Source organism: Microbacterium sp. MPR-TSA4 (assembly GCF_058792815.1).
This window is the reverse complement of record NZ_JBXAFF010000059.1, coordinates 1-14,449: the sequence shown is the minus strand read 5'-3', so window position 1 is coordinate 14,449 and position 14,449 is coordinate 1. Positions and strand designations below refer to the sequence as shown.

Annotated in this window: 15 protein-coding genes and 2 tRNA genes; 11 read left to right on the top strand and 6 right to left on the bottom strand. The window is 70.7% G+C overall.

Annotation, left to right across the window (positions count from 1 at the left end):
* Positions 1 to 94 precede the first annotated feature (94 nt).
* The gene (locus AC1Q49_RS15035) at positions 95 to 781 is read right to left on the bottom strand and encodes a trimeric intracellular cation channel family protein (protein WP_060958937.1); all 687 of its coding nucleotides are present in this window, start codon (positions 779 to 781) and stop codon (positions 95 to 97) included.
* Positions 782 to 836: 55 nt separating this feature from the next.
* On the opposite strand from AC1Q49_RS15035, the gene recO reads away from it, so the two are divergent.
* Genes recO through AC1Q49_RS15020 form a run of 3 tightly spaced genes read left to right on the top strand, consistent with a single transcriptional unit; the run spans position 837 to position 3,072 of the window.
* Positions 837 to 1,565: a DNA repair protein RecO gene (gene recO / locus AC1Q49_RS15030; protein WP_060958936.1), complete on the top strand. Its 729-nt coding sequence runs from the start codon at positions 837 to 839 to the stop codon at positions 1,563 to 1,565.
* On the top strand, positions 1,562 to 2,377 hold the full coding sequence (locus AC1Q49_RS15025) for an isoprenyl transferase (RefSeq protein WP_061683185.1): 816 nt from the start codon (positions 1,562 to 1,564) through the stop codon (positions 2,375 to 2,377). Before recO ends, AC1Q49_RS15025 begins: the two co-directional genes overlap by 4 nt.
* Before the next feature lie 29 nt (positions 2,378 to 2,406).
* Complete coding sequence (locus AC1Q49_RS15020; RefSeq protein WP_101306311.1) at positions 2,407 to 3,072, top strand: DsbA family oxidoreductase; 666 nt, start codon at positions 2,407 to 2,409, stop codon at positions 3,070 to 3,072.
* Positions 3,073 to 3,200: 128 nt separating this feature from the next.
* On the opposite strand, the gene AC1Q49_RS15015 is transcribed toward AC1Q49_RS15020, so the two are convergent.
* The gene (locus AC1Q49_RS15015) at positions 3,201 to 3,704 is read right to left on the bottom strand and encodes a glutathione peroxidase (protein ID WP_191008565.1); all 504 of its coding nucleotides are present in this window, start codon (positions 3,702 to 3,704) and stop codon (positions 3,201 to 3,203) included.
* A 62-nt stretch (positions 3,705 to 3,766) separates the two neighbouring features.
* Between AC1Q49_RS15015 and dusB the strand changes: the two genes are divergently transcribed.
* From dusB to AC1Q49_RS14990, 5 genes are all read left to right on the top strand, one after another.
* Complete coding sequence (gene dusB / locus AC1Q49_RS15010) at positions 3,767 to 4,933, top strand: tRNA dihydrouridine synthase DusB (RefSeq protein ID WP_492493129.1); 1,167 nt, start codon at positions 3,767 to 3,769, stop codon at positions 4,931 to 4,933.
* Complete coding sequence (locus tag AC1Q49_RS15005) at positions 4,923 to 6,311, top strand: deoxyguanosinetriphosphate triphosphohydrolase (protein WP_060958932.1); 1,389 nt, start codon at positions 4,923 to 4,925, stop codon at positions 6,309 to 6,311. Before dusB ends, AC1Q49_RS15005 begins: the two co-directional genes overlap by 11 nt.
* Entirely contained in the window at positions 6,311 to 8,206 is a 1,896-nt protein-coding gene (gene dnaG / locus AC1Q49_RS15000) for a DNA primase (protein WP_492493126.1), read from the top strand. The genes AC1Q49_RS15005 and dnaG overlap by 1 nt, the downstream gene beginning before the upstream one ends.
* Before the next feature lie 64 nt (positions 8,207 to 8,270).
* Positions 8,271 to 9,044, top strand: coding sequence for an ATP-binding cassette domain-containing protein (locus AC1Q49_RS14995; RefSeq protein WP_061781771.1), 774 nt, complete (start codon positions 8,271 to 8,273; stop codon positions 9,042 to 9,044).
* Positions 9,045 to 9,117: 73 nt separating this feature from the next.
* Positions 9,118 to 9,190: transfer RNA gene (locus AC1Q49_RS14990), tRNA-Asn, on the top strand.
* Positions 9,191 to 9,252: 62 nt separating this feature from the next.
* Here AC1Q49_RS14990 and def read toward each other — a convergent pair.
* Positions 9,253 to 9,819, bottom strand: a complete 567-nt coding sequence (gene def / locus AC1Q49_RS14985) for a peptide deformylase (protein ID WP_082734092.1) — start codon at positions 9,817 to 9,819, stop codon at positions 9,253 to 9,255.
* Between the two features lie 42 nt (positions 9,820 to 9,861).
* Here def and AC1Q49_RS14980 point away from each other — a divergent pair, with 42 nt between their 5' ends.
* From AC1Q49_RS14980 to AC1Q49_RS14970, 3 genes are all read left to right on the top strand, one after another.
* Entirely contained in the window at positions 9,862 to 10,929 is a 1,068-nt protein-coding gene (locus AC1Q49_RS14980) for a DMT family transporter (protein WP_082734091.1), read from the top strand.
* A gap of 14 nt (positions 10,930 to 10,943) precedes the next feature.
* Positions 10,944 to 11,020, top strand: a tRNA-Ile gene (locus tag AC1Q49_RS14975).
* A gap of 118 nt (positions 11,021 to 11,138) precedes the next feature.
* Positions 11,139 to 11,651: a DUF3145 domain-containing protein gene (locus tag AC1Q49_RS14970; RefSeq protein ID WP_060958928.1), complete on the top strand. Its 513-nt coding sequence runs from the start codon at positions 11,139 to 11,141 to the stop codon at positions 11,649 to 11,651.
* A 153-nt stretch (positions 11,652 to 11,804) separates the two neighbouring features.
* Here AC1Q49_RS14970 and AC1Q49_RS14965 read toward each other — a convergent pair whose 3' ends face one another.
* The 3 genes from AC1Q49_RS14965 to AC1Q49_RS14955 form a co-directional block, all read right to left on the bottom strand.
* Positions 11,805 to 13,043 carry a beta-ketoacyl-[acyl-carrier-protein] synthase family protein gene (locus AC1Q49_RS14965; protein ID WP_060958927.1) on the bottom strand — a complete coding sequence of 413 codons (1,239 nt, stop codon included), beginning with the start codon at positions 13,041 to 13,043 and terminating at the stop codon, positions 11,805 to 11,807.
* A gap of 66 nt (positions 13,044 to 13,109) precedes the next feature.
* Positions 13,110 to 13,358, bottom strand: coding sequence for an acyl carrier protein (locus tag AC1Q49_RS14960; protein ID WP_005049448.1), 249 nt, complete (start codon positions 13,356 to 13,358; stop codon positions 13,110 to 13,112).
* A 93-nt stretch (positions 13,359 to 13,451) separates the two neighbouring features.
* The coding region (locus AC1Q49_RS14955) for a beta-ketoacyl-ACP synthase III (protein WP_492493122.1) at positions 13,452 to 14,449 on the bottom strand (998 nt) is incomplete at its 5' end.

Below are 14,449 nucleotides of genomic sequence, written 5' to 3'. Positions count from 1 at the left end.
CCCACCACCCCGGTCGTTGAGCGACGCCCACCCCCGGTCGTTGAGCGACGCCCACCACCCCGGTCGTTGAGCGAGCGCAGCGAGTCGAAACGCCTCAGGGCCGGATGATCGGGATCGCGCTGGTCTCCACCGCGACCTTGCGGCGGTACAGGGCGCGCTGCTCGGGCAGCGAGATGTCGAAGATCACGGCGAGCAGCCGGATGACGGTCGTCACGATCACGCACGCGACGGCCGCCGCGACCAGGGGCGCGCCCAGGGCGTGCGCGAACGCGAGGATGGCGCAGCCGACCGCCGCGGCGACCGCGTAGAGCGAGCCGACGTGCATGATCGCCACCGGCAGCCCCATGATGACGTCGCGCAGGATGCCGCCGCCCACCGCGGCGCAGACACCCACGAACACGGCGGGCACCACGGGCAGTCCCAGCGCCAGCGCCTTCGAGGTGCCGAACGCGCCGAAGAGCCCGATGACCACGGCATCCAACGCGACGATCACGCCGTTGAGGCGCTCGAAGATGTTGGCCAGCAGCATGCCGACCAGAGCCGCACCGACCGCCGTGATGAGGTACCAGTTGCTCTGCAGCGTCGCGGGCTCGACGTTCAGCAGCAGGTCGCGGATGATGCCGCCGCCCATGCCCATGACGGTGCCCACGATGACGACGCCCAGCAGGTCGAGCCGGCGCTGCCCGACGAATCCCGACGAGAACAGCGCCCCCTGCACGCCGCCGAGACCCACGGCGAGGAGGTCGGCCCAGAGGGGGATCACGAACAGCTGCTCCGTCACCCGTCCATTGTCTCCAATACCGCCCGATGTCCGCGCCGACGGGGATAATCGAGGGGTGCCCACCTACCGCGACGAGGTCGTGGTCCTGCGGACCCACAAGCTCGGGGAAGCGGACCGGATCGTGACGATGCTCAGCCGTCGCCACGGCAAGGTGCGCGCGGTCGCGAAGGGTGTGCGGCGCACGTCGTCGAAGTTCGGCGCCCGCCTCGAGCCGTTCATGGTCGCCGACGTGCAGCTGTACCAGGGGCGCTCGCTCGACATCGTGCAGCAGGCCGAGTCGCTCGGCTCCTACGGCGCCGCGATCGTCGCCGACTACGACAGTTACACCGCCGCCCACGCCATGGTCGAGACGGCCGACCGTCTCAACGAGGCGGAGGCGACGCCGCAGCAGTACCTCCTGCTCGTGGGCGGGCTCCGCACGCTCTCGCAGGGCGGGCGTGCCGCGCGCTCGGTGCTCGATTCGTATCTCCTGCGCGCGATGTCCCTGTCGGGGTGGGCGCCGGCGCTCACCGACTGCGCACGCTGCGGCGCCGTGGGTCCGCACGACTGGTTCGTCGCCCAGCTCGGCGGCGTGGTGTGCGGCGACTGTGCCCCGGCCGGCTCCGCACGGCTGCGCCCCGAGACGGGCGTGCTGCTGCGCGCACTGATCGCGGGAGAATGGGACATCGTGGATGCCGCGACGCACGCCGCCACGGCGTCGGCCTCCGGTCTCGTCGCGGCCTACGCGCAGTGGCATCTCGAGCGCGGCATCCGATCCCTGTCCCACGTGGAGTCCCCCCGGTGAGCCCCAAACCCTACACGCACCGCGATGCGGTCCCGTACCGTCCCCTCGACTGGACCGGCATCCACCCGCCGCGCTTTCCGAAGGGCGGTGTGCCGAACCATGTCGCCATCGTCATGGACGGCAACGGCCGCTGGGCGAACCGGCGCGGGCTCACGCGCATCGAGGGGCACCGCGCGGGCGAGGAGGTGCTGCTCGACGTGGTCGCCGGCGCGATCCAGGCCGGGGTGAAGCACCTCAGCGTCTACGCCTTCTCGACCGAGAACTGGGCCCGCTCGCCCGAGGAGGTGCGCTTCCTCATGGGCTACAACCGCGACGTGCTGCACCGCCGCCGCGACCAGCTCAACGAGTGGGGCGTGCGCATCCGCTGGGCCGGACGCAAGCCGCGCCTGTGGGGTTCGGTCATCAAGGAGCTGCAGTACGCCGAGCAGCTGACCGCGGGCAACGACACCCTCACGCTCACGATGTGCATCAACTACGGCGGCCGCCACGAGATCGTCGACGCGATGCGGGCGATGGGGGAGCAGATCGCCGCGGGACGCCTGAAGCCGTCGGCCATCACGGAGAAGACCCTCCGTAGGCACCTGTACGTGCCCGACATGCCCGACGTCGACCTGTTCCTGCGCTCCAGCGGTGAACAGCGCACCTCGAACTTCCTGCTCTGGGAGTCCGCCTACGCCGAGATGGTGTTCCTCGACACCCTGTGGCCGGACTTCTCGCGCACCGATCTCTGGGGCGCCATCGAGCTCTACCTCGGCCGCAGCCGCCGCTTCGGCGGCGCCGTCGACGCCCCGACCGCCGACTCTGCGGAATAGACCGCGATGCGAACGGAGTTGCACCAGGCATGACGGAGAAGATCACGATCGACGTGTGGAGCGATATCGCCTGCCCGTGGTGCTACATCGGCAAGCGCAACCTCGAGACCGGGCTGGCTCAGATCGCCGACGATCCCGACGCTCCCCAGGTCGAGGTGACCTTCCACTCCTTCGAGCTCTCACCCGACACACCGGTGGACTTCGAAGGCGACGAGCTGGACTTCCTCGCCGGGCACAAGGGGATGCCGCGCGAGCGGGTCCGCGAGATGCTCGACCAGGTGACGGGGGTCGCCGCGGGGTCGGGCCTCGAGTACCGTTTCGACCTGCTGCAGCACACGAACACCGTGAAGGCGCACGAACTGCTGCACTTCGCGAAGGCGCAGGGCCGCCAGAACGAGATGGCGGAGCGTCTGATGTCGGCCTACTTCACCGAGGGCAAGCACGTCGGTCGGGTCGACGACCTGGTCGCGCTCGCGTCCGAGATCGGGCTGGATGCCGACGAGGTGCGCGATGCGCTGGAGTCGAGCCGTCATCTCGCCGATGTCCGCGCCGATCAGGCGCAGGCGCAGGCCTACGGCATCCAGGGCGTGCCGTTCTTCGTGATCGACGGCAAGTACGGCGTCAGCGGCGCACAGCCGGCCGACGCGTTCGCGCAGATCGCACGGCAGGTCTGGACGGAGAAGCAGGACGCCTGAGGCGGCTGCGTCTCGACTCGGCTGCGTTGCGACTCGCCGCTGCGCGACTCGCTCAACGACCGGTGGAGGGCGGCGGCACCCCCGGTCGTTGAGCGAGCGCAGCGCGTCGAAACGCCCGCCTGCGACGATCAGGCGGGCAGGCTCGCCTCGATGGCGGCGATGATCTCGGGCGCGTCCGGCTTCGTCTGAGGACGGAACCGGTGCACCTGACCCGAGGGGGTCAGCAGGAACTTCTCGAAGTTCCACATGACCGGACCCTTCGCGCCCTCGGCGTTCTTCGCCTTCTTCAGGGCCTTGTACAGCGGTGCCGCGTGCGAGCCGTTGACACGGACCTTGTCCATGATCGGGAAGCTCACGCCCCACGTGACCGCGCAGTACTCGAGGATCTCCTCCATCGAGCCGGGCTCCTGCCCCATGAACTGGTTGCACGGGAACCCGACGACCTGCAGGCCCCGCGCGCCGTAGGTGCGCTGGAGCTCCTCGAGCTGCTCGTACTGCGGCGTGAGCCCGCACTTGGAGGCGACGTTCACGACGAGCACGGCCTTGTCGCCCCACTCGGAGAGCGTGTGCTCGACGCCCGACGCGTCGGTGTAGGGGATGTCGCGGATGTCCACCGTCTGTGTCTCGGCCATGTTCTCCACGATAGGGCCGTACGCCGCCTTCGTGACCGCGGGAGTCTGGGAGAATGGACAGGATGTCCCTCTCCGTCTCCACCGGCCCCGCGTTGCGCATCGGGCCCATCGCGCTCGACGCGCCGGTCGTCCTCGCGCCGATGGCGGGGATCACCAACACGGCATTCCGTCGACTGTGCCGTGAGTATGGCGCCGGCCTCTACGTCTCCGAGATGATCACGACGCGCGCGCTCGTCGAGCGCAACGCGACGACCATGCGCCTGATCACCCACCACGAGTCGGAGAAGCCGCGCTCGATCCAGCTGTACGGCGTCGATCCCGCCACCACGGAAGCAGCGGTGCGCCTGCTCGTCGAGGAGGACCGCGCCGACCACATCGACCTCAACTTCGGCTGCCCGGTTCCCAAGGTGACCCGCAAGGGCGGGGGAGCGGCGCTGCCCTGGAAACTCGGGCTCTTCCGCGAGATCGTCACGCGCGCCGCGCGCGCCGCCGGCCATGTGCCTCTGACGGTGAAGATGCGCAAGGGCATCGATGCAGACCACCTCACCTTCCTCGATGCGGGACGCATCGCCGAGGATGCCGGTGTCGCCGCCGTCGCGCTGCACGCCCGCACCGCCGCGGAGTTCTACTCCGGCCACGCCGACTGGTCGGCCATCACCGCCCTCAAGCAGGCCGTCACGTCCATCCCGGTGCTCGGCAACGGCGACATCTGGTCGGCGGACGACGCGGCGCGCATGATGGCCGAGACGGGATGCGACGGCGTCGTGGTCGGCCGCGGCTGCCTCGGCCGCCCGTGGCTGTTCGGCGACCTCGCCCGCGGCCTCGGGGGCCCGGGGGCCGCCGCCGGCGCGCCCGTCGACGCGACGCTCGGGTTCGTCGCAGCCGCGTTCCGCCGTCACGCGGAGCTGCTGGTCGAGTTCTTCGAGGACGAGGGCCGCGGATGCCGCGACATCCGCAAGCACGTCGCCTGGTACTTCAAGGGCTATCCCGTCGGCGGCGAGACCCGCGCCCAGCTGGCGACGGTGTCGACCCTCGCCGAGATCGACGACCTGATCGCCACCCTCGATCTCGATGCCCCGTACCCGGGGGCGGCGGCGGAGGGCCAGCGCGGGCGCGCCGGCACGCCCAAGCGGCCCGCCCTGCCCGACGGGTGGCTGCACAGCCGCGAGATGAGCGGTGACGCCGCGCGCGAGCTGGCCGAGGCGGAGGTCGACACCAGTGGCGGGTGACGGCAGCGGCGTCGGCATCGCCTCCGGCCGCCCGTCCGGCTACGACGATCACGACGCGGAACGCTTCGTCCCGGAACAGCACCGTTCGCAGCGCGACGGCTTCGCCCGCGATCGGGCCCGCGTGCTGCATTCTGCGGCGCTGCGGCGCCTCGCCTCCAAGACGCAGGTGCTGAGCCCCGCCAGCCCCGCCGACTTCGCCCGCAACCGTCTCACGCACTCGCTCGAGGTGGCGCAGGTGGGCCGCGAGCTCGCGATCGCCCTCGAGCTGTCGCCCGACGTCGTCGACACGGCGTGTCTCAGCCACGACATCGGGCACCCTCCGTTCGGGCACAACGGCGAACGGGCGCTGAACGACTGGGCGGAGGACATCGGCGGGTTCGAGGGCAACGCGCAGACGCTGCGCATCCTCTCCCGCCTGGAGCCGAAGGTGATGGATGCCGCGGGCCAGAGCGCCGGTCTCAATCTGACCCGCGCCAGCCTCGACGCCACCTGCAAGTACCCGTGGACGGTGGAGCACGGCGTGCCCGATCCCGGCGGCCGGGAGAAGTTCGGCGTCTACCCCGAGGACGAAGCCGTCTTCCGCTGGATGCGCCTCGGCGCGCCGGGGAGGGTGCGCTGCATCGAGGCGGAGGTCATGGACCTCTCCGACGACATCGCCTACTCGGTGCACGACTTCGAGGACGCCGTGCTCAACGGCTACCTCGACCCGGCCCGCCTCGCCGACGCCCGCGAGCACGAGGCGCTGCTGACGGCGATCCAGGCGTGGGTGGGCTTCGGGTTCACGCGTGACGAGCTCGCCGACGCGCTCTACCGGCTCACCCGCATGCCCGAATGGCTTCCCGGCTTCGACGGGTCGCGCGCCGCGCTGGCCGGGCTGAAGAACCTCACCTCCGACCTGATCGGCCGCTTCGCGCGCGCCGCGACGACCGCGACCCGCGAGCACTACTCGGTTCCGGTGCTCACGCGCTACCGGGGGCGCGTCATCGTCCCGCGCGTGATCGAGGCGGAGATGGCGGTGCTCAAGGGCATCATCGGCGCCTTCGTCGTCACGATCGACGGCCGCCGCGGCCTCTACAAGGAGCAGCGGCGCGTGCTCAAGCGGCTCGCGAGCGCCCTGTGGGAGCGCCCCGAGCACCTGGACCGCCTGCACGCGGAGGATTTCGCCGCGGCATCCACCGATGCCGCGCGCAAGCGCGTCGTCGTCGACCAGGTCTCCAGCCTCACGGACAGGTTCGCGATCGAGTGGCACGCGCGCCTCATCGGCCCCGTCGACCTGCGCGAGCTCGGACTGCGCTCCGGCGACGACCGGACGATCGCCCCCAGCGGCTTCGCCCTTCCGGAGCCGATCGCCGGACTCTGGCCCGCCGAGGGGCACTGATGGCGCGCATCCGACAGTCGGACGTCGACGAGGTGAAGGCCCGCATCAACATCGGCGACGTGATCGGTGAGCGGGTCGCCCTCAAGTCGGCCGGGGTGGGGTCGCTGAAGGGATTGTGCCCGTTCCACGACGAGCGCAGCCCGAGCTTCCACGTGCGACCGCAGGTCGGCTACTACCACTGCTTCGGGTGCGGGGAATCGGGGGACGTCTACTCGTTCCTGCGGGCGATGGACCACGTGTCCTTCACGGAGGCGGTCGAACGCCTCGCCGCCCGCGTCGGCTACACCCTGCATTACGAGGACGGCGGCGCCGCGCCCGAGAACAGCGGGCGCACGCGGCTGTACCAGGCCAACGCGGCGGCCGCCGAGTGGTTCCGCGGCCAGCTCTCCTCGCCCGAGGCCGATGCCGGGCGCCGCTTCCTCGGCGAGCGGGGGTTCGATGCGGGCGCGGCCGCGCATTTCGGCGTCGGGTACGCGCCCCAGGGCTGGGACAAGCTCCGCGACGCGATGCGCGGGCAGGGATTCAGCGACGAGGAGCTGTCGGCGGCGGGCCTCGTCTCGCAGGGCCAGCGCGGCGTGTACGACCGCTTCCGCGGGCGCGTCGTGTGGCCCATCCGCGACGTGACGGGACAGACGATCGGATTCGGCGCGCGACGGCTGTACGAGGACGACAAGGGGCCGAAGTACCTCAACACCCCTGAGACGACCATCTACAAGAAGGCGCAGGTGCTGTACGGGCTCGACCTGGCGAAGAAGGACGTGTCGCGCTCGCACCGCGTGGTCGTCGTCGAGGGCTACACCGACGTCATGGCCTGCCATCTGGCCGGGGTCACGACCGCCGTCGCCACGTGCGGCACCGCGTTCGGCTCCGACCACATCACCGTGCTGCGACGGGTCATGGGAGACGACTCGGCCGCCGGGGAGGTCGTCTTCACCTTCGACCCGGATGCGGCGGGCCAGAAGGCCGCACTGCGAGCCTTCGCCGACGCGAAGCGGTTCAACGCGCAGACGTACGTCGCGACGGGCCCGCAGGGGCTCGACCCGTGCGACCTGCGCCTCGAGCGCGGGGATGCCGCCGTCCGCTCGCTCATGGAGACCAAGGTCCCGATGTTCGAGTTCGTCATCGACCAGCGACTCGCGGGGTTCGATCTGTCGAGTGTGGAGGGACGCGTGGGCGCCCTCCGCGCCGCTGCGCCGGTCGTGGGGGAGCTGCGCGATCCCTTGCTGCAGCCCGAGTACACCCGGGTGCTCGCGCGCCGCCTCGGGATGGACACCGAGGCGGTGCGACGCGAGGTCGAGCGGGCGGGCCGCGAGGCGGCGCGACGCGGCGACGACGCACGGACCGGCGGTGCGACGTCGTCCGACGCGACGCCGCGCGGTGAGCGGTCGGCAGACGCCTCGGCAGCGGGCGAGCCGGCGCTGCGGATGAGCCTGCGCACGCTGCCGCGATCGGCCGACGCGGCGCTGGAGCGGGACGCCCTGATGGGGGTGCTGCAGTACGGTCACCTCGTCGACGGGGGTGAGCTCGATGCCGCCCTCGCGCTGCCGATGACCGTGCCGGCCCTGGATGCCGTGCGCCAGGCGCTCCTCTCGCACACCGATCGCACCCGGATCGGTTGGGCCTCCACGGCCGTGGAGGCCGTCCGAGAGCCGTACCGGTCGCTGGCCGTCGAACTGCTCACCGCCGACTTCCCGGCTCTCACGGAGGCGGAGGCCGCGGCATCCACGCACGCGCTCGCCCGCCGGCTGCGGATCCGAGCGCTCGATCGTGAGAAGAGCGAGATGCTCGGCGCCATCCAACGTCTGCCCGCCGAGTCGGAGCAGGGTCGCACCGTGCGGCTCGCGCTGCGCGAGCTCGACGCACGCCGACGGGCTCTGACGGACAACGCGTCTTGACGCCGCGCGGCGTCGGCGCGAGCCCCGCTGGCGCGACGGCGCCGGAGAGGGCAGGATGAACCCCATGCCTCGTCGATCCTCCCTCGACGCCGTCACCGCCGCGGTCCGGTGTGACGACCTGTCCGTGGCCCGCGGCGGCGTGCGCGTCGTCGACGGCGTCAGCGTGCGCCTCGACGCCGGCCGAGCCCTGGCCGTCATGGGCGCCACGGGCGCCGGGAAGTCGAGCCTGGCCGCACTCCTGGCCGGAACCGATGACGGCTCGCTCACGGTCGTCGGCGGCGACGCCTGGGTCGACGGCACCCCGATCCGCAAGAAGGGGCGCGCGGCCCGTGTGCGCGCCTACTACACGGGCTACGTGCCGCAGCGCGCCGGCGCCGACCTGCCGGCGCGGCTCACGGTCGGGGAGGTCATCGGCGAGCCCATCACGAGTCGCGACCGACGCGTCAACCAGCGGGCGCTCGCGGTGCGGGTGGCCAGTCTGCTCGACGAGTTCGAGCTTCCGCTGGGCGCCGCGGCCCGGTATCCGTATGAGCTCAGCTCGGGCATGCGCCAGCGTGTCGCGATCGCGCGGGCCCTCGTGCTGCAGCCGCGGGTGTTCATCGGCGATGACCCCTACGCCAACCTCGACCTCGAGGTGCGGCAGGCGGTTCGCGACGCGCTCCTGCGCCGCCGCGACGAGGGCGGGATGGCGATCCTGATGGTGACCAACGACGCGGAAGCCGTGCGCGAGATCGACGCCGATGTGCTCGTGCTCCGCGGGGGACGTCCGGTGGCCTACGGCCACGGCACGGCCGACCTGCTGTGGACGCCGGACGGCGGCGTGCGACTCGTGTCGTGATCGCGTGTCGGTTGTCACGACCACGCCCCGACCTTTGCTAATATGGACGGGTTGCCCGCTCGCGGGTGACTGATCCTCGGTAGCTCAATTGGCAGAGCAGCCGGCTGTTAACCGGCAGGTTCTTGGTTCGAGTCCAAGCCGGGGAGCGAACGGCCCCAGACTCCACTCTGGGGCCGTTTTCGTTTCCCGCGGGAGGGGTGAACGGCGATCAGGCGTCGAGGTCGTCGACGCCGGGGGTCCAGGACGCGCCGGGACGTCCCCACCCGCGCTTGCGCGCGATCTTCTGCACCGTCTTCCAGTCGCCGTCGTCGAGACGGTCGATGTAGAGGATGCCGTCGAGGTGATCGAACTCGTGCTGCATGATGCGCGCACGCCACCCGTCCACCTCGATGCGCACGGGAGCGCCGTCGAGGTCGACGCCGGTCACGAGCACCTCGTCGGAGCGCCGCAGCGGGAACCGCTCGCCCGGGAACGACAGGCATCCCTCGGACTCGTCGTCCGGATCCGGCGCGCCGGGCACCGGAGGACGCATCCACAGCTGAGGGTTGATGATCACTCCGCGCCAGGGATTGCCGTCGTCGTCCTGGTAGCTGTAGGTGTAGATGCGCAGGCCCACCCCGACCTGCGGGGCCGCCAACCCGACGCCGGGGGCGGCATCCATCGTCTCGAACATGTCGGCGACGAGGGTTCGGATCTCCTCCGTCACCTCCGTGACGGGATCGGCGGGGGAGTGGAGGACGGGATCGCCCATGATGCGAATCGGAAGAACAGCCACGTCCTGAGCCTATCGAGCGCACCCGGCGGTTAGTGTCGAGGGGTGTATGCCGCCATGACCGACCTCGGAGACGTGACTGACAAGCTCGTCGGCGTCTTCGCCGACCCCGGCATCCTCATCGGCATCCCGCTGGCCCTCCTCGGTGCCGTCTTCATGTCGTTCGGTGCGCAGTATCAGCACCGCGGCGTGCAGAAGGTCGAACGCCTCACGGCCACGCACGGCTCGTCCGGCCTCACGGGCGGACAGATGTGGAACCTCCTGCGGCGCCCCTCGTGGGTCGCCGGCACCGTGATGCTGGGCCTCGCGATCGTCTGCCAGCTGTCGGCGCTGACGTTCGCGCCGCTGATCCTCGTCCAGCCCGTGGGCGCGGTCTCACTGGTGATCACCACCCTCCTGAACGCCCGCATCAGCGGCCTGCGCCCCACGCGTCGCTCGCTCTCCGCGATCGGGCTGTGCGTCGCCGGCATCTTCGTCTTCGTCACCGTGGCCGCTCTCTACGCGACCGAGACCCCGATCAGCGACGGGCAGCTCATCACGGTGCTCCTCATCCTGGCGGGCGTCGCGATCGTGCTCACCGCCCTGTGGGTCTGGCTGCGCGCACGCATGGGAGCGCTGTTCTACATCGTCGCCGCCGGCATCATGTACGGCTTCGTGGCGACGCTCGCCAAGGTCGTGCTCAGCCGCATCCGCTCGGGTGACTTCGAGTGGCTGACGATCGTCTGCATCGTGGCACTGCTGGCCGGCACGGCGATCGGCGCCTACTTCGTGCAGACCGCCTACGCGTCCGGGCCCCCGGACCTGGTCATCGCGGGCCTCACCGTCATCGACCCGATCGTCGCGATCGTGATCGGTCTCGCGGTGCTCCGCGAGGCCGAGGGCGCCCCCTGGGGCGCGTACGTGGGCTTCGTCGCGGCCGGCGCCCTCGCCGTCACGGGCGTGTTCCAACTCGCACGACACCATCCGCAGATCGTCAGCGACAGCCAGGAGATCCCGATCACCCGCGGCAGCGGAGAGGGCGTCTCGCCGAGCGCCCAGCGCCTCACGGACGCCGTCGCCAAGGTGTGGCCGGAGCCGCCGGTGCGCGACAAGGACGACCCGCGACCCCGCTAGAATTCCCGGGACAGGGGGCGGTGGCCAAGCTGGTCAAGGCAGCGGGCTCATAACCCGACGATCGTGGGTTCAAGTCCCACCCGCCCTACCAATGACACGGTTGTGATTCCACGTCGATATCGGCAATAATGGGCGCACAACCACATAGCCGCCATGCATCCGGACTCAGGTCGTAGGGGAAGACGTACCTGAAGAAACGGAGAATCGCGATGGCGACCACGTCGACCCCACAGGCGCGCGGAGTGATCTACATCCACTCCGCGCCACGAGCGCTGTGCCCCCACCTCGAGTGGGCTGTCGGTCGCACCCTCGGACGGGCGGTCAATTTCGAGTGGGCGGAACAGCCAGTGCTCTCCGGTAGCCGTCGTGCCGAGTTCTACTGGGAAGGCCCCGCCGGCACCGGCGCCGCTCTCGCCACCGCGATCCGCGGCTGGGAGCACCTGCGCTTCGAGGTCAGCGAGGACCCGACGCCGCGCTCGGACGGCGGTCGCTGGATGCACACGCCGGATCTCGGCATCCACTTCGCCCAGACCGACACCGCGGGCAACGTCGTCATCGGCGAGGACCGCATCCGCTACGCACTCGAGATCGCGGCCGGCGACCCGTACGACCTGCAGCGCGAGCTCCAGGTCGCCCTCGGCTCGTCCTGGGACGAAGAGCTCGAGCCGTTCCGTCACGCCAGCGACGACGCCCCCGTCGTCTGGCTCCACAAGGTCGGCTGAGCGCCGACCCCCTGAGCCCAGACGAGTCGAGGCGCCGGTACCGGCTTCGGACGGCTTCCCGGAGACCGAGACAGCGCATCCTCGTCTGACACGAAGACGCCCCCGTCATCCGAAAGGATGCGGGGGCGTCTTCGCGTCCGGCTCGAGGCCGGATCAGACCGAGGCGAACGCGGCGACCGCGTTGTGTCCGCCGAAGCCGAACGAGTTGCTGATCGCGAGCTGCTGTCCGTCGCCGAGCGGGGTCGGCGCGCCCGACAGACGGAAGGGGACCGCGGGGTCCTGCTCCGTCAGGTTGATCGTCGGCGGTGCGACACGGTCGCGCAGCGCGAGGATCGTGAAGATCGCCTCGAGCGCTCCCGTCCCGCCCAGCAGATGTCCCGTGGACGCCTTGGTCGCCGACACGGGGATCTCATCGATCCGGTCGCCGAAGACGCTCTTGAGCGCCACGTACTCGTTCGGATCGCCGACCGGGGTGGAGGTGGCGTGGGCGTTGATGTGGGTCACGTCGTCGGGCGACGCGTCCGCCATCGCGAGCGCGAGGTTCACGGCGCGCGCGGCGCCGGTGCCCTCGGGGTCGTTGGCGGTGATGTGGTACGAATCGGCCGTGACGCCGCCTCCGACGACCGCGGCGTAGATCTTCGCTCCGCGCGCCTTGGCGTGCTCCTCCGTCTCGAGGATCAGGACGCCCGCGCCCTCGCCCATGACGAATCCGTCGCGATCGATGCTGCCGGGGCGCGACGCGGTCTCGGGGGAGTCGTTGCGCTTGGACAGCGCCTGCATCGACGAGAACGACGCGATGGTGACCGGGTGGATGACCGACTCGGTGCCACCGGCGATCACGACATCCGCGAGACCGTCACGCAGGTGCTCGATCGCGTTCACGATCGACTCGGTGCTCGATGCGCAGGCGCTCGCGACCGTGCGTGCGTAGGCACGCGCACCGAAGTGCAGCGACAGGTTGCCGGCCGCCGCGTTCGGCATGAGCATCGGCACCGTCATCGGCAGCACGCGACGCGGGCCCTTCTCGCGCAGCGTGTCCCACGCGTCGAGCAGGGTCCAGAGGCCGCCGATCCCGGTCGCGAAGTCGACTCCCAGGCGTTCCGGGTCGACCTCCGGGCTTCCGGCATCCGCCCACGCCTCCATGGCCGCGACGAGCGCGAACTGCGAGGACGGGTCGAGACGCTTGGCGATCGGCCGTTCCAGCACCGTGTCGGGGCGGACGGCGGCCTGCGCGGCGAACGTGACGGGAAGGTTGTACTGCTCGACCCAGTCGTACTCGAGCGTGCGCGCGCCGGAGGCGCCACCCAGCAGCGCGGACCAGCTCTCCGGCGCGGTCCCACCGATGGGGCTGGAGGCGCCGATGCCGGTGACGACGATTCGGGGAATGCTCATGGTCTCCTCGTTGCTCCGGTGGGGGCGCTCAGGCCCCCACCGGGGTGCAGGTGGCGAGGCCTGAGGTCAGGCCTGGTTGGTGGTGATGAAGGTGACGGCGTCGCCGACGGTCTTGAGGTTCTTGACCTCTTCGTCGGGGATGGTGACACCGAACTTCTCCTCGGCGTTGACGACGATCGTCATCATCGAGATCGAGTCGATGTCGAGGTCGTCGGTGAACGACTTCTCCAGCGCGACCTCGTCCGCCGAGATGCCGGTCTCGTCCGTGATGAGTTCGGCGAGCCCTGCGAGGACCTCGTCGTTGCTGAATGCCATGGGATTCTCCTTGTTTATCGGGGTTTCACCGGCCCTGCGGGGCCGACGTTCAGTCTAGGTGCGGCGGCCGCCGCGCCCGCGGATCTCGGGCCGTCAGGGCAGGACGACGACCTGGGCGCCGAACACGAGCCCGGCGCCGAAACCGATCTGCAGGGCGAGTCCGCCCGACAGCTCCGGGTGCTCGACGAGCAGGCGGTGCGTGGCGAGCGGGATGGATGCCGCCGACGTGTTGCCGGTGGTCTCGATGTCGCGGCCGATGACGACCGTCTCGGGCAGCTTCAGCTGCTTGGCGAACTCGTCGATGATGCGCATGTTGGCCTGGTGCGGCACGAAGGCCGCCAGATCGGAGGCCTGCACTCCGGCGACCTCGAGCGCCTGCCGGGCGACCTTCACCATCTCCCAGACGGCCCAGCGGAAGACCGTCGGACCCTCCTGGCGCAGCGTCGGCCACGGCGACTGGCCGTCGCGGAACTCGACGAGGGTGTGGTTCATGCCCACGGCCTCGGCCTTCGAGCCGTCCGAGCCCCAGACGGTCGGTCCGATGCCGGGGAAGTCGCTCGGTCCGACGACGGCCGCACCGGCGCCATCGCCCAGGAGGAACGAGATGGACCGGTCGGTCGGGTCGACGATGTCGCTCAGCTTCTCGGCGCCCACCACGACCGCGTAGTGCGCCGAGCCCGCGCGGATGAGCGCGTCGGCCTGCGCGACGCCGTAGGCGAAGCCGGCGCAGGCGGCGTTGAGGTCGTACGCCGCCGCGGGGTTCGCGCCGATCCGGTCGGCCACGATCGCCGACACCGAGGGGGTCTGCTTCGGGTTGGAGATCGTCGCGACGATCACGGCGTCGATGAGCGCGGGGTCGATCCCCGCGGTGGCGACCGCTTCGGCCGCTGCGTCGGATGCCAGGTCGATCGCGGTGGTGGCGGCATCCGCCCGCACGCGCGTGACGATGCCGGTGCGCTGACGGATCCACTCGTCGCTGGAGTCGATGGGACCGACGAGATCGTCATTGGGAACGGCGTTCTCGCCGCGCGCCGCGCCGTAGGCGTAGATGCGCGTGTGGGCCGGCCCCGTCGACTGGACGAGGGCGGGTC